The sequence below is a fragment of the Pseudomonas sp. UBA4194 genome (assembly GCF_002379585.1).
Taxonomy (GTDB): Bacteria; Pseudomonadota; Gammaproteobacteria; order Pseudomonadales; family Pseudomonadaceae; genus Aquipseudomonas.
Genome location: NZ_DFUE01000021.1, coordinates 1 through 21,516 on the forward strand (window position 1 = coordinate 1; position 21,516 = coordinate 21,516).

Annotated in this window: 13 protein-coding genes; 4 read left to right on the forward strand and 9 right to left on the reverse strand. The window is 65.9% G+C overall.

Features of this window, described 5'->3' with window-relative positions; all coding sequences use genetic code 11:
• Positions 1 to 443: 443 nt before the first annotated feature.
• The 9 genes from B3397_RS05910 to B3397_RS05950 all read right to left on the reverse strand — a co-directional run bounded on the left by B3397_RS05910 (position 444) and on the right by B3397_RS05950 (position 15,019).
• On the reverse strand, positions 444 to 1,082 hold the full coding sequence (locus B3397_RS05910; protein ID WP_296248151.1) for an SPOR domain-containing protein: 639 nt from the start codon (positions 1,080 to 1,082) through the stop codon (positions 444 to 446).
• Complete coding sequence (gene folC / locus B3397_RS05915; RefSeq protein ID WP_296248153.1) at positions 1,066 to 2,373, reverse strand: bifunctional tetrahydrofolate synthase/dihydrofolate synthase; 1,308 nt, start codon at positions 2,371 to 2,373, stop codon at positions 1,066 to 1,068. Before folC ends, B3397_RS05910 begins: the two co-directional genes overlap by 17 nt.
• Entirely contained in the window at positions 2,370 to 3,290 is a 921-nt protein-coding gene (gene accD / locus B3397_RS05920; protein WP_296248155.1) for an acetyl-CoA carboxylase, carboxyltransferase subunit beta, read from the reverse strand. Before accD ends, folC begins: the two co-directional genes overlap by 4 nt.
• A gap of 170 nt (positions 3,291 to 3,460) precedes the next feature.
• On the reverse strand, positions 3,461 to 4,087 hold the full coding sequence (locus B3397_RS05925) for a phosphoribosylanthranilate isomerase (RefSeq protein ID WP_296248156.1): 627 nt from the start codon (positions 4,085 to 4,087) through the stop codon (positions 3,461 to 3,463).
• A gap of 39 nt (positions 4,088 to 4,126) precedes the next feature.
• Entirely contained in the window at positions 4,127 to 4,999 is an 873-nt protein-coding gene (gene truA, locus B3397_RS05930) for a tRNA pseudouridine(38-40) synthase TruA (RefSeq protein ID WP_296248158.1), read from the reverse strand.
• 336 nt (positions 5,000 to 5,335) lie between these two features.
• The gene (locus B3397_RS05935) at positions 5,336 to 7,942 is read right to left on the reverse strand and encodes a FimV/HubP family polar landmark protein (protein WP_296248160.1); all 2,607 of its coding nucleotides are present in this window, start codon (positions 7,940 to 7,942) and stop codon (positions 5,336 to 5,338) included.
• A 112-nt stretch (positions 7,943 to 8,054) separates the two neighbouring features.
• Positions 8,055 to 9,062, reverse strand: a complete 1,008-nt coding sequence (locus B3397_RS05940) for an aspartate-semialdehyde dehydrogenase (protein ID WP_296248162.1) — start codon at positions 9,060 to 9,062, stop codon at positions 8,055 to 8,057.
• A 132-nt stretch (positions 9,063 to 9,194) separates the two neighbouring features.
• Positions 9,195 to 10,676, reverse strand: coding sequence for a polyphosphate:AMP phosphotransferase (gene pap, locus B3397_RS05945; RefSeq protein ID WP_296248163.1), 1,482 nt, complete (start codon positions 10,674 to 10,676; stop codon positions 9,195 to 9,197).
• Positions 10,677 to 10,714: 38 nt separating this feature from the next.
• Entirely contained in the window at positions 10,715 to 15,019 is a 4,305-nt protein-coding gene (locus B3397_RS05950) for an NEL-type E3 ubiquitin ligase domain-containing protein (protein ID WP_296248164.1), read from the reverse strand.
• A gap of 117 nt (positions 15,020 to 15,136) precedes the next feature.
• On the opposite strand from B3397_RS05950, the gene mnmC reads away from it, so the two are divergent.
• From mnmC to B3397_RS05970, 4 genes are all read left to right on the forward strand, one after another.
• Positions 15,137 to 17,110 (forward strand): bifunctional tRNA (5-methylaminomethyl-2-thiouridine)(34)-methyltransferase MnmD/FAD-dependent 5-carboxymethylaminomethyl-2-thiouridine(34) oxidoreductase MnmC, encoded by a 1,974-nt coding sequence (gene mnmC / locus B3397_RS05955; protein ID WP_296248165.1) that lies wholly within the window; start codon positions 15,137 to 15,139, stop codon positions 17,108 to 17,110.
• Between the two features lie 92 nt (positions 17,111 to 17,202).
• A complete protein-coding gene (locus B3397_RS05960; protein WP_296248167.1) occupies positions 17,203 to 17,871 on the forward strand; it encodes an ABC transporter ATP-binding protein in 669 nt (222 codons plus the stop codon).
• 1 nt (position 17,872) lies between these two features.
• Positions 17,873 to 20,344, forward strand: a complete 2,472-nt coding sequence (locus B3397_RS05965) for an ABC transporter permease (protein WP_296248168.1) — start codon at positions 17,873 to 17,875, stop codon at positions 20,342 to 20,344.
• Positions 20,334 to 21,407 (forward strand): lipocalin-like domain-containing protein, encoded by a 1,074-nt coding sequence (locus B3397_RS05970; protein ID WP_296248170.1) that lies wholly within the window; start codon positions 20,334 to 20,336, stop codon positions 21,405 to 21,407. The genes B3397_RS05965 and B3397_RS05970 overlap by 11 nt, the downstream gene beginning before the upstream one ends.
• Positions 21,408 to 21,516: the final 109 nt, after the last annotated feature.

Sequence of the window (21,516 nt, forward strand, 5' to 3'; positions counted from 1 at the left end):
GAGCGGCGGGGTGTCGTTGTCGAGGCGGCGGGCCGAGTGTGTGGGTGGAGGGTGGGCGATGGCCGCAGTGGTCGCACAGGCAGCCAGGGTAATGCCCGAGGGCGGGCTGGGGGACGGATAGGGGGGCGTGTTGTGGGGGAGGGGGGGGGGGGGGTTGAGTGGGTGTGGGGGCGGGGGGGGGGGTGGGGGGGGGGGTTTGGGGTTGGGGTTGGGAATGGATCGGGGATCTGCGGTGGATGGTCCCCTCACCCCAGCCCTCTCCCTGGGGGAGAGGGAGCTAGAAGCGGATCGCGGTGTTGCGGGTGACGAAGATCGACCCCCTCTCCCTCAGGGAGAGGGGGCTAGAAGCGGATCGCGGTGTTGCGGCTGACGAAGATCGGCTCCCTCTCCCTCAGGGAGAGGGCTGGGGTGAGGGGACCATCCACCACAGATCCCCCCGCCAATCACCCCCGCTCAGGCTCGAACCGCACCACGAACCCTTTCAGATTCTGCTGGCGATTGATCACATCGCGCAGTCGCTCGGCCTCGGCACGCTCGACCAGAGGCCCGACGAACACCCGATTCTTGCTATCGGCCGAACGGACATAGGCGTTATAGCCCTGGGCACGCAGGCTTTTCTGGAGATTGTCGGCGCCGGCGCGGTTGGACAGGCTGGCCAGTTGCACCGACCAGCTCACCGGCAGACCGTTGGGGTCGATCTTGCTGGCTGTGTCCGGCTTGGCCACCGGTGGCACCTTGGCGGCAGCTACCGGCGCCGAGGGCTGCACGGTCTCGACCGGCTTCTTGGTCGCCGGTGCGGGCTGGATCGGTTGAATCGGCTGGCTGGGCGCCTGGCTTTGCTGGGCGATTTCAGCATCCGTCGGCACCGGCTCCTGCGGCAACACCTGAGGCTCGGGCACCGGTACCGGCTCCACTTTCACTTCGGGTGCAGCAGGCGCTTGCGGCGCGGCCGGCGGGTCGACCTGCACCTGACGCATCTCGTCCTGGCGGGTGAACAACATCGGCAGAAACACCACGGCCAGGGCAATCAGCACCAGGGCGCCGATCATGCGTTGCTTGAACACTTTACCGGGCAATGCCATCCGTGTTGTCCTCCTGAACGTTGCCGTACAACCACTTCAGCGCTTCGGCCACGCAATAGAATGAGCCGAACACCAGAATCTCGTCGCCCTCGCCTGCCCGCTCGCATTGAGCTTCGAGCGCATCGGCGACACTGGCATGAGACGCCACTGCGCCGCCAAGGTTCTGCACGCTGGCCTGCAACTCTGCAACAGGCCGTGTACGGCCCGTTTTCAGCGGCGCCACTGCCCAATGGTGAACGACGTCGATCAGCGGTTCGACCACCCCTGCAAGGTCCTTGTCCTGCAACAGACCGAACACCGCCAGACGTTCGCCGGCGGGAGCATGGCGAGCCAGATGGCCGGCCAGATAGCGCGCCGCGTGCGGGTTATGACCCACGTCCAGCAACAGATTCACCGGTTTGCTGTTCCAGATCACTCGATGGCGGTCCAGGCGCCCCGCTACCCGGGTGTGCTCCAGGGCCCAGCCGATGCGCGCGGCATCCCGAGGCAGACCCAGGGCGACATAGGCTTGCAGGGCCAGTGCGGCGTTTTCGATCGGCAGCGCCGGCAGGGGCAGCGACAGCAATTCCACCGCATAGCCTTCGGCATCGACGCCACGCCAGGACCAGTGCTGGTCGTCGACGCTGAAATCATAGTCGCGACCCCGCTGATAGAACGGGCAGCCCAGCTCGGCAACCTTGTCCAGCAGCGGCTGTGGAGGATCGAGGTCGCCGCACAGTGCAGGCGCCGCGGCGCGCAGGATACCGGCCTTCTCGAATGCTACCGACTCCCGGGTATCGCCTAGGTATTCGGCGTGGTCCAGGCCGATGCTGGTGACCACCGCGACATCCGCGTCCACCAGATTGACGGCGTCCAGACGACCGCCCAGGCCCACTTCCAGCACCACGGCATCGAGGCCGGCCTGCTGGAACAGCCATAAAGCAGCCAGGGTACCCATTTCGAAATAGGTCAGGGTGGTATCGCCGCGCGCGGCTTCGACCGCACTGAATGCTTCGCACAACTGCGCGTCACTGACCGGCGCGCCGTTGATCAGCACCCGCTCGTTGTAGCGCAGCAGATGGGGGGAGGCATACACGCCCACCTTCATCTCGCGGTCCTGCATCAGGGCAGCGATGAAGGCGCAGGTCGAACCCTTGCCATTGGTGCCCGTGACCGTTACCACACGCTCGGCGGGCTTGCCCAGCCCCAGCCGGGCTGCCACCTCCCGGGAACGGTCCAGGCCCATGTCGATCGCCGACGGATGCAACTGTTCAAGGTAGGCGAGCCATTGCCCAAGGCTGCGTTCGATCATACGTTGGCAGGTACCGGCGGTACCACGATCGGTTCAATCGGCTTGGCCACGTAGGTCGGCGTCGGCAAGCCCATCATTTGGGCCAGCAGGCTACCCAGACGTGGACGCAGCTCCTGACGGGAAACGATCATGTCGATGGCGCCGTGTTCGATCAGGAATTCGCTGCGCTGGAAGCCTTCAGGCAGTTTTTCGCGCACGGTCTGCTCGATCACCCGCGGGCCGGCAAAGCCGATCAGCGCCTTGGGCTCGGCCACGATCACGTCGCCCAGCATCGCCAGGCTGGCTGATACGCCGCCGTAGACCGGATCGGTCAGCACGGAAATGAACGGAATGCCTTCTTCGCGCAGACGGGCGAGCACAGCCGAGGTCTTGGCCATCTGCATCAGCGAGATCAGCGCCTCCTGCATGCGCGCACCACCGGAGGCCGCAAAGCAGACCATCGGGCAGCGATTTTCCAGGGCATAGTTGGCCGCGCGCACGAAGCGCTCGCCGACGATGGCACCCATGGAGCCGCCCATGAAGGAGAATTCGAAGGCGCTGGCCACCACGGGCATGCCCAGCAGGGTGCCGCTCATGGAGATCAGCGCGTCTTTTTCGCCGGTCTGCTTCTGCGCGCCGGTGAGGCGGTCCTTGTACTTCTTGCTGTCGCGGAATTTCAGTCGATCGACCGGCTCCAGGTCCGCACCCAGCTCGGCACGGCCGTCTTCATCGAGGAAGATGTCCAGTCGCGCACGGGCGCCGATGCGCATGTGATGGTTGCACTTGGGGCAGACATCCAGGGTTTTTTCCAGCTCGGGACGGTACAGCACCGCCTCGCAGGATGGGCATTTGTGCCACAGGCCTTCAGGGACCGAGCTTTTCTTGACTTCCGAACGCATGATCGAAGGGATCAGCTTGTCTACCAACCAGTTGCTCATGCTTTCTTTCTCCAGTACCGGGGACCGAACGCGCTAGCGTTGCCAGGTCCCGCGCATGCCCTTGAGCTTATTCAAATGTGAAACAAATTCGTGGCGGATCATTCCAGAGGCTGGGTCGAGCCACCTGCAAAATGCCGCGAAAGGTATGGACGGCGGCTCTCAGCCAGCCGTCACATACCCGCCCCGCTGACGGCATCGATGAATGCCGTGATCTTGCCGTGATCCTTGATGCCCTTGCTGGCCTCCACCCCGCCGCTGACGTCCACCGCCCAGGGTTTGACCCGCGCAATGGCCTCGGCAACGTTGCCGGCCGACAACCCGCCAGCCAGTACGATGGGCTTGCTCAGATGCTCCGGCACCAGCGCCCAGTCGAACGCTTCGCCGGTGCCGCCCGGTACCCCGGCGACATAGGTGTCCAGCAAAATACCGCTGGCATTGGCGTAGGCGCGGCAGGCCGCCACCAGATCATCACCCGGACGCACCCGCAGAGCCTTGATGTAGGGACGGTGGTAGCCCTCGCAATCGGCCGGGGTTTCATCACCGTGGAACTGCAGCAGATCCAGCGGCACCGCCTCGAGGATTTCCGTGAGCTCACAGCGGCTGGCGTTGACGAACAGCCCAACCGTGGTGATGAACGGCGGCAACGCCGCAATGATGTCCCGCGCCTGCTGCACGCTTACCGCGCGCGGGCTTTTGGCGTAGAACACCAGGCCAATGGCATCGGCACCCGCTTGAGCAGCGGCCAGAGCATCCTCTATGCGGGTAATACCGCAGATTTTGCTGCGAACGGCTGACATGTCGGCGAATACCTCGACTTGGCTATGAAGCTCGGGATCTTAGCAAATGCTATCGGTGACGTCAGCCAATGTGTCGAATCCGGTCAGGAAGTGCGGGCCGATGTAGCGCTCGGGCAACGGAAACTCGTCGCGGTATTCCACCTGGACCAGGTACAGGCCAAAGGGGTGCGCCGTCACCCCGCCGGTCCGGCGCACGCGGCTCTCAAGCACTTCGCCGGCCCATTCGATAGGCCGTTCACCGGTACCGATGGTCATCAGGACCCCGGCAATGTTTCGAACCATATGGTGCAGGAAGGCATTGGCGCGGATGTCGATGACGATCATCTTGCCGTGCTGGGTGACGCGCAGGTGATGCAGCTGCTTGATCGGCGACTTGGCCTGGCACTGACCCGCGCGAAACGCACTGAAATCGTGAGTCCCCACCAGCGCCTGAGCTGCGGCGGCCATGCGTGTGACGTCCAGCGGACGGTGGTTCCAGGTGATCTCCTCGCCCAGGTGTGCAGGGCGGATCTGGTCGTTGTAGATGACGTAGCGGTAGCGCCGGGCGATGGCCTTGAACCGGGCATGGAAATGGGGCGGCATGACCTTGGCCCAGGTGACGCTGACATCGTGGGGCAGATTGATGTTGGCGCCCATGACCCAGGCTTTCATGCTGCGCTCGGCCTGCGTGTCGAAATGCACCACCTGGCCGCAGGCATGCACGCCGGCGTCGGTGCGCCCGGCGCACATCAGCGACACGGGGGCGTTGGCGACTTTGCCCAGGGCGTCTTCCAGGGTTTCCTGAACAGTGCGCACGCCGGAGGCCTGGCGCTGCCAGCCGCGATAGCGCGAGCCTTTGTATTCCACGCCCAGGGCGATGCGGTAAAAGCCATCGGCCGCCGATTCGGCGGCCGAGTTGTCGATGATTTGCACGGGGGTTACAGCCTGTTGGGTAAGCGATGGCGGGGATTATACGGGATCGCAGAGGTGTGGTGGCTGGACGGACGCCATCGCGGGTAGAACCCGCTCCCACAGGGGACGAGGGTGAATTGCAGATTCCCTCCCACAGGGGGGCGCTTCGGTAAATTGGAGATCCCTTTCCATACAGGGGCTTCGGTGCATTGCAGACCCCTTCACACACAGGGGCTTTGGTGCATTGCAGGTCCCCTCACACAGGGGGCTTTGGTGCATCGGAGATCTCCTGGCAGGTGAAGATCTCCTGTGGGAGCGGGTTCTACCCGCGATGGGGCCCGCCCAGACTGTCCGGGATCAACTGATCCTGCCCAACATCTCCTTCGCTTCACCCTGCTGACCGGCGCTGCCTTCCTTGAGCACCTCGTCGAGAATGTCGCGGGCGCCTTCGTTGTCGCCCATTTCGATGTAGGCACGGGCCAGATCCAGCTTGGTGCCGGCCTCGTCGCCGCCGTCGAGGAAGTCGAAGTCGTCTTCGTCGTCGATCGGCGGCAGGTCTTCGGGTCTGGGCGGCGTGGCGAACGGCTCGGCAATCGGGGTTCGGGCAAAGCTGTCGGACAGCTTGTCGAGCTCGGCATTCACTTCGTTCAGGTCCGACTCGCGACCGGCCGGCGCGTCTGGCTCGTCGGCCAGCGACAGGTCGAAATCATCGGCCAGGCCCAGGTCGGCATCCGTACCCGGTTCCAGGTCCGGCTTGGCCAGGTCCAGCGACTCGTCGAACGCGGCCAGATCGGCGTCGATGTCCAGGTCGTCCAGATTGGAGAGCTGGGGGTCCGGCGCCTTGTCATCGGGAATGTCGAGGTTGAAATCGTCCAGATCATCGACGTTGCCGGCCGCCGCGGCCTGCTGTTCGGCCAGCAGGCTGTCGAAATCCAGGTCCCGAGCGGTTTCGGGCTCCAGGGTATCGTCCAGGTTCAGATCGAAATCGCTGTCGAACGTCCCATCCAGCGAATCCGCCGAGCCCGGCTCATCCTGCAACAGCTCCTTGACGTACTGGGCATCCATCTGCGCTGCCACGGCGGCTGCACTGGCGGCCACTGCCGCAACGCCGAGCATGGCCGGAAAACGATTCTTCAATTGCTCGACATCGGCATGATTCTGCCCGGTCGCCACCAACTGCCGCTCCTGGCCGATGAAACCATCGCGGTCGCCCTGCAAGCCGTAGACTTCCATCAACTTGAGGCGCAAGTCGCTGCGTTTGGGCTCGCGCTCGGTGGCAGCTTCCAGCAACTGAGCAGCGTGATTCAGACGGCCACGGGCAATGCTCTGCTCGACTTCGGCGAACAGCGCTTCATCGGTGTCCATGCTCGGCGTGAGCGACGGCGTCGGCACCACGGTCTGGGGCGGCGGCGGTGCGAAATTCAATGGCGCCGCGTTGGCCCGGGCGCCTGCCACCGAGGCGGCAACCATCGCCGGCGTCAGGTGCACGCTGGCCGCCGGGCGCTCCAACCCTTCGAAGCTGCTGTCGGGCAGGTCCAGGTCCGCGTTGTGCTCGGACTCCTCGGCCAGTGCGCGGGCCATGCGAGTGTGTTTCTCCGCTTCCTGCTGCGCCTTGCGACGACGCGCCAGCAACAGCAGCAGGACCAGCAATACCAGCAGCGCACCGCCGCCTACCAGACCCAACAGCAACGGACTGGTGTGCTGTGGCTCGGTTTGCTCGTCGTTGGTGGCGGCCGGGTCCAGGCCTATCGGCTCACCCTGAGGCGCAGGAGGGGTGCTGGCGGCGGCGTCGGGGTTGACCTGCTCCACAGCGCCGGGAACAACCGGCGCGGGGGCCAGTTCGGCGGAAATCGGCGGCGTCGCGCCTTGCGCGGCTTCGCCGCTATCGGCCACGGCACCCGTGGTGTCGGCGGGCACGGGCACGTCGGCGCCGGCGGCCTGCATTCTGGCCAGTTGGTCATTCTTCAGCTGGATCAGCTTTTGCAGCTTGTCGAGCTGGCTTTGCAGGTCCGCGTTGCGGCTGTTCAGTTCATCGTTGGCGCGGCGGGTGGAATCCAGCGCCTCCTCGGTGACTGCCAGCTTCTCGCTCAAGGCCTTGGCATCGCCAGCGGGGCCCTGGGCGTTATTGGTACCGGCCACCAGGCTCAAGCTGTCGCGCGGCGCCTGGGCAGCCGGCGCGCTACCGTTGCCGCCGCGCCGAGTGGCGTCCACCTGCTGCGCCCGCGGACCCAATCGCCGACCCTCGCGCCAGGCGGCGTTCTGCCGGGCCACTTCGGCGATCGCCGGCCCCTGGGCCGTGGCAGTGGTTTGTTGCGGGTCCGGCAGGCGCAGGACCTGGCCGGTCTTCAGCCGATTGATGTTGCCGTCCAGAAAGGCGTCCGGATTCAGCGCCTGAATCGCCAGCATGGCCTGTTGCACCGAACCACCCTGGCGATTGCGCGCGGCAATTTCCCACAAGGTGTCGCGCGTCCCGGTGGTGTAGGTCGCGCCGCTGGCGCTGCTGGTCGGTGCGCTGACCGCCGGGGTCGGCGCGTTCTGCGCGGCTTGGGCAGCTTGCGGCGAGAAACGCGAGGGATCGAGCAGCATGCTGTAGTCACGCAGCAGCCGGCCGCTGGGGAAGTTCACCTGCACCAGCAGACGCACCAAAGGTGCCGACAGCGGCTGGCTGGAGGTCACACGGATGACGCTGCGTCCGCGCGGGTTGATGTCGGGGGTGAAAGTCAGACTGTCGAGAAACGCCTGGCGCTCGACCCCGGCCTGGCTGAAGTCGGTAGCAGGCGCCAGGCTGGGGGAAATTTCGGCGGCGGTCAGCCCGCGCACGTCCAGCAGCTCGATCTCGGCCAGCAAGGGCTGGTTCACCGCGGACTTCAGGGTCAGTTCCCCCAGCTCCAGGGCGTTGGCCATACCGGAGGACAGCGCCGAGGCGGCGGCTATTGCTAACACCAGTTTGCGGACTTGAAGCATGGCCTGATCCTTGTCTGAACATTCCTCGGCAAGCGAGAAGAAGCTTGCGCCACCGCGTCGCGACAGCTGGGCAAAGCTGGAAAACGTTTTACAAATTGATGCCAAGTATCTTTTAGCCAAGGTCTTTTATCAACAACTCGGCCACCTGCACGGCATTCAGCGCCGCACCCTTGCGCACATTGTCCACCGTCGCCCAGAGTTGCAGTGCCTGCGGGTCGTCGATGCCGGCCCGTAGCCGCCCAACGTACACCACATCCTGGCCGACGGCATCGCCCACGGCGGTGGGATAATCGTCCTCCACCACTTCGACACCGGCAGCGTCTTCGAGCGCCTTGGCCACGCCTGCCAGATCGACCGGTCGCGCGCTGTGCAGAGAGATACTGTAGCTGTCGCCGAAGAACACCGGCGCCTGGACGCAAGTGACGGAAATCTTTAGTAAAGGCATATCCAGCAGTTCACGCAACTCGCTGACCAGCCGGCGTTCCAGAGGGACGTGTCCTTGTTCGTCTGGCTTGCCCACCTGGGCGAGCAGATTGAACGCCACCTGACGGTCGAAGAAGCGCGGCTCCAGTGGCCGCACGTTGAGCAGTTCCGCGGTTTGTCGGGCCAGTTCGCTGACCGCCTCACGGCCCAGCGCCGAGACGGCCAGGCAAGCGGTGACGTTCACCTGTTGCAGGTCCAGCAGGTTGCGCAAGGGCGCCAGCAGCACTGCCAGCGCGGTAGCGGCGGCGCTGGGGCTGGCCACCTGGGCAGGATGCTTGAGGCCGGCCAGTACCTGGGCATTGGCTTCCGGGACGACGTTCGGCGCTTCGGCGACCGGCAAGCCGGCGGACAGGTCGATGACCAGGCAACCGGCGGCGCTGGCACGGGCGGCAAAACTGCGGGTCACCGCGGGGCCAGCGGCGAAGAACGCCAGCTTGACCTTGCTGAAGTCGAACGCGTCGACTTCGCGCACCCGAACGTTCTTGCCGCGAAAGGCTACGGAAGCACCGGCGGACTCGCTGCTGGCCAGCAGATGCAGCGCACCCACGGGAAAGTCCCGCTCCTCGAGCACTTGCACAAGGGTTTCGCCAACGGTGCCGGTGGCGCCGATCACGGCAATATCGAAAGTCAGGGTCACAACAGCTTCCTCAAGCTCAAAACAGGCCCGCACTGTAGCAGCGGCGTAAGCCGCGTCAAATGAGCCGCGTCATATCTGTTGAGGTATGAGGGCGGGAATTTGGGGGATTGTTTGACGCGGCTTACGCCGCTGCTACTTTTTGAAGGCGGATTCCAGGGCGTCGTTGAGGGTGCGCAGGACTTTTATGCGGGCCCAGCGTTTGTCGTTGGCCTCGACCAGGGTCCAGGGGGCGATCTCGGTACTGGTGCGGTCGACCATATCCCCCACCGCGTCGCGGTAGGCGCCCCACTTCTCGCGGTTGCGCCAATCGTCTTCGGTGATCTTGAAGCGTTTGAAAGGGATCTGCTCGCGCTCCTGGAAACGCTCCAACTGCGTCTGCTCGTCGATCGCCAGCCAGAACTTCACCAGCACCACGCCGTCTTCCACCAATTGCTCCTCGAAATCGTTGATCTCGCTGTAGGCGCGCATCCAGTCGCCCGGGGAGCAGAAGCCCTCGACGCGTTCAACCAGCACCCGGCCATACCAGGAGCGATCGAACACGGTGAACTTGCCTCGCGCTGGCAACTGTCGCCAGAAGCGCCACAAATACGGCTGGGCCAGCTCATCCTGAGTCGGCGCGGCAATCGGCACGATGTGGTATTGGCGTGGGTCCAGGGCCGCGGCTACCCGCTTGATGGCACCGCCCTTGCCCGCGGCATCGTTGCCTTCGAACACCGCCACCAGCGAATGGCGACGCATGCGCTTGTCGCGCATCAGGCGCGCCAGGCGGGCCTGCTCGGTAATCAGCTGGTCGTTGTAGTCATCCTTGCTCAGGCGTCGGTCCAGATCCAGGCTGCCCAGCAAGGTACGTTTGTCGATGCTCTCGCCCAATGGCGGCATCGACTGGTGCAACGGCTCGGTGGGCGACTTGAGGGCGGCCTGCAAGCCTTCGAGCAGGATGCGCCCGACCGCCAGACTGCGGTAATGCGCATCCACCCCTTCGATCACATGCCAGGGCGCGAAGTCCCGACTGGTGCGGCGAATCACCCGCTCACCGAAACGCACGAAGCGGTCGTAGGTTTTCGATTGCTGCCAGTCCAGCGGGCTGATGCGCCAGCTGTGCAGCGGGTCGTCACGCAGCGACTTGAGCCGTGCTTTCATCTGCTTCTTGGACAGGTGAAACCAGAACTTGAAGATCAGTGCGCCTTCGTCGCAGAGCATCTGTTCCAGCCGCTCGGCGTTGTTGATGGCCTGGTCCAGGCGCGCATCCTTGATATCGCCGTGTACCCGATCCTGGATCATCTGGCTGTACCAGTTACCGAAGAACACGCCCATCCGCCCTTTGGCCGGCAACTGTCGCCAGTAGCGCCAGGCCGGTGGGCGAGCCAGCTCTTCGTCGGTCTTTTCGTCGAACGTGCGCACCTCGATCAGGCGCGGGTCCATCCATTCATTGAGCAGCTTGACCGTCTCGCCCTTGCCTGCCCCTTCGATACCGTTGATCAGCACGATCACCGGAAACCGCGCCTGCTGCTTGAGTTCGTACTGCGCCTCGAGCAGCGCCTCACGCAATGCCGGCAACTGCGCCTCGTAATCGTCCTTGTCGATGGCATGGCCAATTTCTGCGGATTCGAACATAGGGCAGGTGTTCCTCTGCAATGAAAAGCGTAGGGATTTCAGCCGCTGGGGCCTTGGCCCGAGTCGACAGCACTATCGAAGCCGACCTGCTCCAGGCGGGTTAGTTCGCCCAGCAAGGCGATTTCCGCGGCTCGTCGGCGTGCCGCGATAGCGTTGGCGCGGCGCAGATAGTCAGCGCTGCTGCCAGGTTCCTGGTCTTCGTCCAGGGCGGTCATCTCGTCGGCGAAGGGCTGCAGGCGGGCTTCGAAGCGCTCGGCGTATTGCTCGTGCAGGTAATCGGCCCAGAACGCCTGGTCACCCATGAAGTCGGTGAACGCGCTGTCGGCTTCGGCCCGTTCGACCTCCAGTTGTGCAGCGTCGAAGCTGTCGACGCCGATGCCCGCCGTGGCGGCATAGGCCATGGTGTGCGGCTGGCCGGGCAGTGCCAGGCGGTTGGCCAGATAGGTGCGCAAGGCCATGCGCACTTCCGCTTCGTCCACAGCCACGCCGTGGCTGCGCCGCGAAGCGATCAGGCGGCGAGCGATGCCTTCCAGCCGCTCGAGGCGGAACAAGCCTCGCGCCAGGCGATACAACCGCTGCCCGCGCTGCGAGGCCGCCACGCCCTGCAATGCCTCGTGCTGCAGCACCTGCACTTCCATATCGCTGAACATCAGGCGCTGGCCGTCGACACAGGTGTTGAGGTTGGCCGCCATGGTGTAGAAACGCTGACGCAGTTCACGGTTGCCAGATGCCGCACTGAGCACCTCCCAGACGCGGCGACTGACGTCGATGGGGTCGCGCAGATAATCCGGCGTACGCCGCAGGTATTCGATCAATTGCAGCAACGGCTCGGAGCCCTGTTCGTCCTCCAGGGCTCGCCACAGCGCAATGCGGCTGGCGCGTTCGCGCTCGCCGGCACCCACCAGCCAGGGATCGACCCTGGCGTGGGTGGGGCGGGTGACCGGCGCCTCGCTGAAGCGATGGGTAAAGAACTGGAAACGCCGGCCCAGCCCCCGCGGCCGCTGCAACAGACGGGCGGTTTCAGCGCTCAAGGCATTGCGCTCCATGAACACATCGACTTCGCGTCCTGCCGCCAATTCGTCATACACGTCGGCGGGAATCTCGCGCAATCGGGTGCGATACAGATTCAAGGTGCTCAGGGCCGGGAGTCGACTGGCCCAATGGGGCCAACCGGACATGTCGATACCCGCCAGGTTGAGCTGCTGCAGGCGGGTGAAACCGGTGGTTGAAACGATGCTGCCCAAGCGGTTGCCGTTGAGGCTCAACACCACCAACTGCGGCAGGCGTCCGAGACGGTCGAGCAGCGCCTGGTCGACGTGCAGGTCGGTGTTGCTCAGGTCCAGCTCGCGCAGCTCGGTCAAGGCATCGACCGCAGGGGGCACGCCACCGAGCCGGCAACTGCGCAGCGTCAGGCTGCGCAGGTGGGGAAACAGGGCCAGCACCCGGGTCAGGCTTTGGGCGTCGAGCACGCTGGCGGTCAGGTTCAGATGGGTAACGTACGACAGGTTGGCCGTGACCGCCGGGAAATCCAGCAGCGGCATGTGGGTCAGGTTCAGGTGATAGCGGGTCTGCTGGCCGACGGTTTCTTCGGGCAGCTGGCGGCGCCAGGCAATGTTCAGCCGGGAAGTCACATCGGCACGGTAGAACGCCACATCCTGGGCGCCGAAACGCGCCGTCAAGGCGCTGGAGGCCGGGGCCCGCTGCCAGGCTTCGAGCTGGGCGAACATCTGCGCACGCTCGTGGGTCAGGTTGTCCAGGCCCAGGCTGACGTCCCGGCGGCTCAGCCCGGCCTGCTGGTACAGGCCCAGCAGATCCATGGCAGCCTGGCGGCTGGTACCGGGATAGAGGTTCTGGATGCGCGCCACCAGCACTCGACGGCTGATCGCCACTTCGGCCCGGCCGCGCCCGCTCAAGGCATAGCCGATGCGCCCGTGGGCATCGCGCATGGGGGCGTTGAAACCGCGCTGCGGTGCATGCTGCCCCAATAGCTCGGCACACTGTCGACGGTGGCTGAGGGCGTGCTCGCGAATGCTCGCCGCCGTGGCCTCACTGCCCAGATGTGCCTTGAGTCCCTGATACAAGGTCTGGCTATCGGTGCTTTGCGCCGACACCCAGCACAACCCTTCCAACGCTCGGTTGAGCCGCTGCGCTTGCTGGTACAGGCGCGCCCGCTCGGCCAGGGCCAACGGCACCCTGCCCGTTGTCAGCAGGGCTTGGCGCTGGGCGGGCGCGATGCCCTGCAAGGCCTCCTCGGCCGCCGCCACACTCAGCGATGGAAAGTCGCGGCGAAGCAGTCGGGTCTGGGCGTCATGACCGAACTGCGCCGCTTCATAGCGCTCGGCAAATGCGGACCGGGCCTGGACAGCCTCCAGCTCGGTGTCCAGCGCGACCTGGCGGTGCAGCTCGAAACGGCGCAAGGTGTCCAGCAGTAACGCCGAGGGTTTCTGCTCGCTGGCAAACGCGGTGTCCAGGCTCGCTGGCGCGATGTCGGCGCAGGCCAGCGCCTGGCGTTGTTGCTCGGCGCTGAACTGGGCAACCTCATGGGCGATGCGTTCGCGCAACGTGGCCGAAGGCGCTGCGGGTTGCTGCTCGGCAGCCAACTGCCAGCCGCTGCCGGCGGGTTCGATCAGGGGTTCATAGGCTGTGCTGTCGTTGGGGTGGGTGATGCGCCACCGCTGACGATCCTCGTCGAATCGCACCTCGTGCAGACGCTCCTCGATCACCACGCAGTCGCGTGCGCCATCGCTGTAGAGCCCATCGCTTTCCGGCAGCAGATCGGCCGGCAATGGCGTCGGGCTGGCATAGGCGGAAAGGTCCGGGCGCCACAGGCGGTGACTGCCGTCGCTCAGGGTCACCGCCTTGAGCTCGGCCAGTTGGCTGCCCACTGGCACCGTTGCGGTGCGGGGCGCCAGCCAGGTCTTGCCGGTTTTCACGGCACCGGCGAACAGGGCCATGGTCGCCACGTTTGCGGCCACACTCATGGCGTGGGTGAACGCCCCCTGATCGTCTCCGTGCCGCCAGTCATCAACACCCACGAACACCTCACGCAGCAGTTGCACAGCCGCGCAGGCGAGCATCGCCGCGCCCACTACCGGCACCACCAGGCCGGCAAAGTTGAGCAGGTCCTGGCCCGCGGCCAGGTAGCGCTGGTGGCGGCGCTCAAGGGCGATGGCATCCTGGTCGGCGGTAGGCACGACCAGGGTACGGGCGTCTTCATAAAGCTTGATCAGGCGGTCGTTGTGCAGGTGAACGAACGGATCGCCAGTGACCGTGTGCCGGGTCAGGTTGAGGTGCTGGACCCAGTCTTTGGTCGTGCTTTCAAGCCGGCCTTGCAAGCGTTCGAAGAAGCTTGCCGTGACGCGCTCGGCCACCTTGCCACGCCAGTACTTCCGGTAGGCCGGGGCCTTGAGCTTCGCCGCCAGTTGCTTGGCGAACTCGGCAAACGATGGGTATTGCTTGAGCGGATGATCGGGGTCACCCGGCAGCAGCACGATGCAGCCGGCACTGCCATCGCTACGTTCGATCAGCAGGGCACCGAAGACTGAGCCACCGCTGAAATCGCCGCTTTCGAGCATGCGCAAGGCGCAGCAACGTACCGCCTGTGTACCCCAGGTCAGCGGTGTCTGGCCGAAGGGCTGGGCAGCCAGTTGCAGCAGCATCTGGTAAGCGCTCTGGCCGATGTCGTCGCGCAGGCGCGCAATGTGCGCCAGCACGGCCAGGGTGGCGCGATCATTCGCCATGAACGACTCGGATCTTTCGGCAACCTTGCCCGCAGGCTTGAACACGCTGTCCAGATGCTGCTGGTAGCGCTGGCCCAGATCCAGGCGACGGCAGGTCGCTGCGAACTCGTGAGCCGTGAGGGCCAGTTCGGGCTTGTCGCGACGCTGGAAGAACGTGGTGACACCGTCCTCGGTACGGTAGATCAGTGCGTCGCCAGGCAACAGCATCGAACCGCTGGCAAATGGCGCGTCGTGTTCGAAATTCTGCATGGCCGCCACCAACAGGTTGTGCTCCTGGGGAAGCTTGTGGTCGTAGCCCAGCCCGGCGTGGCGGATCATGCGCACCAGCGAATGCGCGCGGGGCTCGATGTCCAGTTGATGGCGGGTCTTGAGCTCGCTGCGCAGTTGCTCGTCGCAGAATTCGAGTACGTCTCGCAGCTCGGCCAGATGCACCTTCAGCGCTGCCTTGGCAGCGTGGGCAGTGGCCTGGCTGGCGCTCAGTGCCTGGCGCATGGCCGGGGTCGCCTGCGCCAGCCAGGCGGGCAGCTGCTGAGCGACCAACTGGCTGTGGCGACTGGCAATCGCATCGTCTGGACGGGGAAGCGGTGGGTAGATGGACAGCATGCCTGGCTCCTTGCCATTGAGTACAAGGGCCCAACATAACGGTCCCGCCGGCGTTTAAAGGGGCAATAAACACCACCCGCCGCTAGAATGGCGGCCTTGTTCACCGCCGAGCCGCCCATGAGTACCGAACCGCTGCACGCCCAGATCGATTGGGACGCTGATGGCCACCCGCAGTCTCGCCAGTACGGCGACGTCTATTTCGCCCACACCGGCCTGGAAGAGACGCGTCATGTCTTCATCGATCAGAACGACCTGAGTGCGCGCTTCGGCGCCCTGCCCGAGGGGGGGCGATTGGTGATCGGCGAGACCGGCTTCGGTACCGGGCTCAACTTTCTGTGTGCCTGGCAGGTGTTCGAGCAATGCGCGAACGCAACGGCGCGACTGCACTTCGTCAGCGTCGAAAAGTACCCGCTGAACCGCGCCGACCTGACACGCGCGCTGGCACTGTGGCCATCGTTGCAACGCTACAGCGCCGCGCTGCTGGCGCAGTACTCGGCGATTCACCGTGGTTTTCAGCGCCTGGTGTTCGACGGCGGGCGGGTGACCTTGACCCTGCTGATCGGGGACGCTCTGGAGCAACTGCCGCAGCTGGAAGGCCCGATCGATGCCTGGTTTCTCGATGGCTTCGCGCCGGCGAAGAACCCCGAGATGTGGACCCCTGAATTGTTTGCCCAGCTGGCCAGGCTGGCAGCGCCGGGCGCCACACTGGGTACGTTCACCAGCACAGGCTGGGTGCGACGCAGCCTCAAGGCCGCCGGCTTCAGGATGAAACGGGTGCCGGGGATCGGACATAAATGGGAGGTGTTGCGCGGGGTGTTCGTCGGGCTTGAAGGCCCTGCGCCCCGCCAGGGCAAGCCCTGGTTCAGCCGGCCGCCACGCCCGACCGGTGAACGCCACGCCATGGTCATCGGCGCCGGGCTGGCCGGCTGTGCAACGGCGGCGAGCCTGGCCGCCCGCGGCTGGCGCGTGAGCCTGCTGGAGCGCCACGGCGCCGACGCCGCCGAGGCATCGGGCAACCCCCAGGGCGTGCTGTACCTCAAGCTTTCGGCCCACGGCACGGCCTTGTCGCAGTTGATCCTGGCCGGTTTCGGTTACACCCGCCGTTTGCTCGAACACCTGCAGCGGGGTCGGGACTGGGACGCGTGTGGCGTACTGCAGCTGGCGTTCGACAGCAAGGAAGCAGGCCGCCAGCAGGTACTGGCCGAGGCATTCGAGCCTGAGCTGCTGCATCGGCTCGACCGCGACCAGGCCCAGGGCCGGGCGGGCGTGAGCCTGGCCCACGGTGGCTTGTACTACCCCGAAGGCGGTTGGGTGCATCCGCCCGCCCTGTGCCGCTGGCAGGCCGAGCAAGCGGGCATCAGCCTGGTGCCGCACCAGCAGATCCTCGACCTGCGTCGGATCGACGGGCAGTGGCAGGCCTGGGACGGGCAGCACTGCGTGGCCAGCGCCAGCGTGGTGGTGATTGCCTGCGCCGCTCAGGCCAAGGCGTTCGCCCAAAGCCGCTGGCTGCCGCTCAAGGGCATTCGCGGACAGATCACCCGGCTGGCCGCCACGGCGCGCAGCCAGGCCCTGGCCACGGTGGTCTGCGCCGAGGGCTACGTGGCGCCAGCCCGGTTGGGCGAACATACCCTGGGGGCCAGTTTCGATTTCACCAACCAGGACCTCACTCCGACGCTGGCCGAGCACACCAGCAACCTGGCGCTGCTGGACGAAATATCCCCCGACCTCGCCGACCGGCTGGGCCTGGATGCCACGCCCGTGCAGACCCTGCAAGGGCGCGCTGCCCTGCGCTGCACCAGTCCCGACTACCTGCCGATCATCGGGCCGATGCCTGATCAGGCCCTGTTCGCCGAGCGCTATGGCGTGCTGGCCAAGGATGCCCGCCAGATCCCGGACGTGCCCTGTCCATGGCTGGAAGGGTTGTACGTGAACAGCGGCCACGGCTCGCGCGGCCTGATCACCGCGCCCTTGTCGGGGGAACTGATCGCGGCCTGGCTCGACGCTGAACCGCTGCCAGTACCCACGGCCGTAGCCGAAGCCTGCCATCCCAGCCGGTTCCTGGTGCGCGGGTTGGTACGGGGCAAGGGTTGAGCGATGGGCGCGGCACGGCCCCACATTACCCTTGCCTCCTGCTGCCCCAACCCCGACTATCCCCTTTCCCCCCGCCAACGACAGACCACCCCATGCTGCACATTCAGGCGCTGCACAAGACCTACCCCACGCCCCAAGGCCCACTGCCGGTGCTGCAAGGCATCGACCTGCGTCTGGAACGCGGTGCCAGCCTGGCATTGATGGGCGAATCGGGCAGCGGCAAGAGTACCCTGCTGCACCTGGTGGCTGGCCTGGACAGCGCTGACAGCGGGCGTATCGAAGCGGCAGGCCAGGTGCTGACCGACATGAGCGAGCGGCAACTGGCGCAGTGGCGGCGCTGTGAGATCGGCTTGATCTTTCAGCAGTTCAACCTGGTCACCAGCCTGAGCGTCGCCGATAACCTGGCCTTCCAGGCCCGTCTGGCCGGCCGTCACGACCCGCGCTGGCAGGCCGAGCTGGCCGAGCGCCTGGGGTTGAGCACCTTGCTGCAGCGCTACCCCGAACAACTCTCCGGCGGCCAGCAGCAACGGGTGGCATTGGGTCGCGCATTGGCGTCGCGCCCGCCGTTGCTGCTGGCCGACGAGCCTACCGGCAACCTCGACGAAGCCACCAGCGATCAGGCCCTGGACCTGATGCTGGAACTGCTCGCCGCCACTGGCAGCACCTTGCTGATGGTCACCCACAGCCCCTTGGTGGCGGCGCGGCTGGCGCACCGTGTGGTCCTGCACCGTGGCCACATCCTGCCTGCGAGCGGAGCCTGAAATGAATACGATGTACTGGACCTTGCGCACCTTGCTCAGTCACTGGCGCAAGCATCCGGTACAGGGCCTCGCCCTGCTCGCGGGCCTGTGGCTGGCCACGGCGCTGTTCACCGGTGTGCTGGCGCTCAACAGCCAGGCGCGGCAAAGCTATGCACTGGCCAGCCAGATGCTCGGCGGGCAAGGCGCTACCAGCATCGTTGCCCGGGACGGCTCGGGCATGGATCAATCGGTGTTCATCGCCCTGCGCCGCCAGGGTTGGCCGGTATCACCGGTGCTGGAAGGCCGTCTGAACCTGAGCGCAAAGCCGGAGCTGCGGCTGAATCTGCTCGGTATCGAACCCATGACCCTGCCCAGCGGTGGCAGCCTGGCAGGAGAGTTGCCCGACGCCGAAGCCCTGACCGCCTTCATCGTCGAACCCGGCCGCACCTGGCTGGCCGCGCAGACATTGCGTGAACTGGGGCTGCGCGAAGGCGATCGACCACACACCACCGACGGCCAGCCGCTGCCGCCCTTGCAGATCAAGGCACAGATGGCCCCTGGCACGCTGGTCATGGACATAGGCCCGGCCCAACGGGTGCTGCAGGCGGCACAGCGGGTATCGCGCCTGCTTCTGCCGATCGATTATCCCGAAAAACTGCCCGAGCCCTACCGCGCAACGCTGCAGATCAATCACAGCAGTGCCGACGGCGACCTGGCGCGGCTGACCGACAGTTTTCACCTGAACCTGACCGCGCTGGGCTTGCTGGCGTTCGTGGTCGGCCTGTTCATCGTACATGCGGCCATTGGCCTGGCCCTGGAGCAGCGCCGCGGCCTGCTGCGGACCCTGCGCGCCTGTGGCGTGAGCGCGGCACGACTGGTGTCGGCGCTGGCCCTGGAGCTGACCGTGCTGGCGCTGCTCGGCGGGGTGGCTGGCATTGCCAGCGGCTACTTCCTGGCCAGCCTGCTGCTGCCGGACGTGGCGGCCAGCCTGCGTGGCTTGTATGGCGCCAGTGTTGCCGGGCAACTGACCCTGAGCCCGATCTGGTGGCTGGGCGGGCTGGGCCTGAGCCTGACCGGCGTGTTGCTGGCCGGCGCAGACAGCCTGTGGCGCGCGGCGCGACTGCCACTGCTGGCACTGGCGGGCGGCGAAGCCTGGCACCAGGCCCACCGGCAGTGGTTGCGCCGCCAGGCCTGGGTCGCCCTCGGCGCGGCGCTGGTGGCCGTGCTCTGCACCTTGTTCGGCAATCGCCTGGCCAGCGGCTTCCTGTTGATGGGCAGCGTGTTGCTGGCCGCAGCGCTGGCCCTGCCGGTGCTGCTCAGCACCGCGCTGACACTGCTCTCGCGGCGCACGGCCGGCCCTTTGGCTCAGTGGTTCCTGGCCGATTGCCGGCAGCAGTTGCCCGGGCTGAGCCTGGCGCTGATGGCGCTGCTGCTGGCGCTGGCCGCCAATATCGGCGCTGCCAGCATGACCGAAGGTTTTCGCCAGACCTTCAGCGGCTGGCTGGAGCAACGTCTGAGCGCCGAACTCTACGTGCGCCCGCAGCATGCCGGTCAAGCCCAGGCCATGGGTCGCTGGCTTACCGAGCAGCCGAGCGTCGAACGGGTATTGCCTGGCTGGGAAATGGACCTGCGCCTGCAAGGCTGGCCCACGGAACTGGCCGCGGTGATCGATGCCCCGCTGTATCGCCAGCACTGGCCGCTGCTGGAGCAGGTCGAGGGCAACCCATGGGATCAATTGTTCGGCGGCCAGACGCTGATGCTCAGCGAGCAGTTGGCGCGGCGCCTGAAGCTGTCGATTGGCGACGCGCTGACGCTGCCTTCGGCACAGGGTGACTGGACCGCTCGGGTGGTCGGCATCTATGCCGATTACGGCAACCCCAAGGGCCATGTACTGGTCAGCGCTGCCAGCCTGCTGCGGCACTGGCCCGGCCAGCTCCCGGCGCGTTTTGCCTTGCGCATGGCCAGCGAGGATGTCGCCGCGCTCAAGCCACGGTTGCAACAGGCCTTCTCCCTGGACGACAGCCATGTGGTCGAGCAGCAACAGCTCAAGCGCTGGGCGTCTCAGGTATTCGAGCGCACCTTCGCTGCCACCGCAGCGCTCAACGCCTTGACCCTGGGCGTGGCCGGCGTGGCGCTGTTCATCGGCCTGCTGACCCAGAGCCAGAATCGCCTGGGCCAGCTGGCGCCCCTTTGGGCCATGGGCGTGGCCCGCAGCCGCTTGATGCTGCTCAACCTGGCACAAACCTGGCTGATGGCCCTGCTGACCTTGCTGTTGGCCATTCCCCTGGGGGTATTGGTGGCCTGGTGCCTGGTGGCCGTGATCAATGTCCAGGCCTTCGGCTGGCGCTTGCCTCTGCAGGTGTTCCCTGGACAGATCCTGCAACTCTGTGGCCTGGCGATGCTGGCGACGGCCCTGGCCTCGGCCTGGCCGCTGTACCGGCTGCGCCGCAGCCAACCTGCCGACCTGCTGCGAGTGATGGCCGATGAACGCTAGAGCCCTGCTGTTGTTACTGGTGCTGACGGTGCTGGCCGGCTGCGATGCCGAACCCCCTCCCAGCGGCTTCGCCGGCCTGGGCGGGCAAGCGGGCGCGTTCGCCGATGTGCGCCCGGGCCGGCCGTTCGTATTCCCTCAGGACCACGGCGCCCATCCTGATTTTCGCATCGAGTGGTGGTACCTCACGGCCAATCTGGAGGACGATCAGGGCCAGGCATTCGGTGTGCAATGGACGTTGTTCCGCAGTGCCCTGGCACCGGGCAGCACCGAGGCCGGCTGGAGCAACCGCAACCTGTGGATCGGCCACGCCGGCCTTACCACTGCCACGCGCCAGTACAGCGCCCAGCGACTGGCGCGCGGCGGCATTGGTCAGGCCGGCGTACAAGCGCAGCCGTTCCAGGCCTGGATCGATGATTGGCATCTACGCAGCCAGCCCCAGGCCGCCGAGGCCTTGGCAGTCATGGATGTGCAAGCCCGTGGCGCGGGGTTCGAGTATCGACTGGAGCTGCGCAGCAGTCGGCCGCTGGTGCTGCAAGGCGAGCAAGGCTACAGCCGCAAATCCGAGGCCGGTCAGGCTTCCTACTACTACAGCCAGCCGTTCTTCACCGCCGCCGGCGAACTGCGCATCGACGGCAAAACCTATCGGGTAAAGGGCCGTGCCTGGCTCGACCGCGAATGGAGCAGCCAGCCGCTGGCCGCCGATCAGTCCGGCTGGGACTGGTTTTCACTGCACCTGGACGACGGTCAGCAGTTGATGTTGTTCCGGCTGCGAGGCAAGGCAGATCAGCATTTTCTCAGTGGCAACTGGATCGATGCCCAAGGCCGTAGCGTGCCGCTGGCACCAGGCAGCATCAGCTTGCGAACACTGGCACACACCGACGTGGCGGGCCGGGCAGTGCCCACGCGCTGGGCCATCGACATCCCCAGCCGCGGATTGCACGTGCAAACCACGGCGTTGAACCCCAAGGCCTGGATGGAAGTAGGGACGCCGTATTGGGAAGGCCCGGTGAGCTTGAGTGGCAGTCAGCAGGGTGAGGGGTATCTGGAAATGACCGGGTATTGAGGGTAGCGGTGCTTTTGGTGGCCTCTTCGCGGCTTTACGCCGCTCCTACAGGGCACGGTGATCTCCTGTAGGAGCGGCGTACAGCCGCGAAGGGCCCGGTACACCCAGC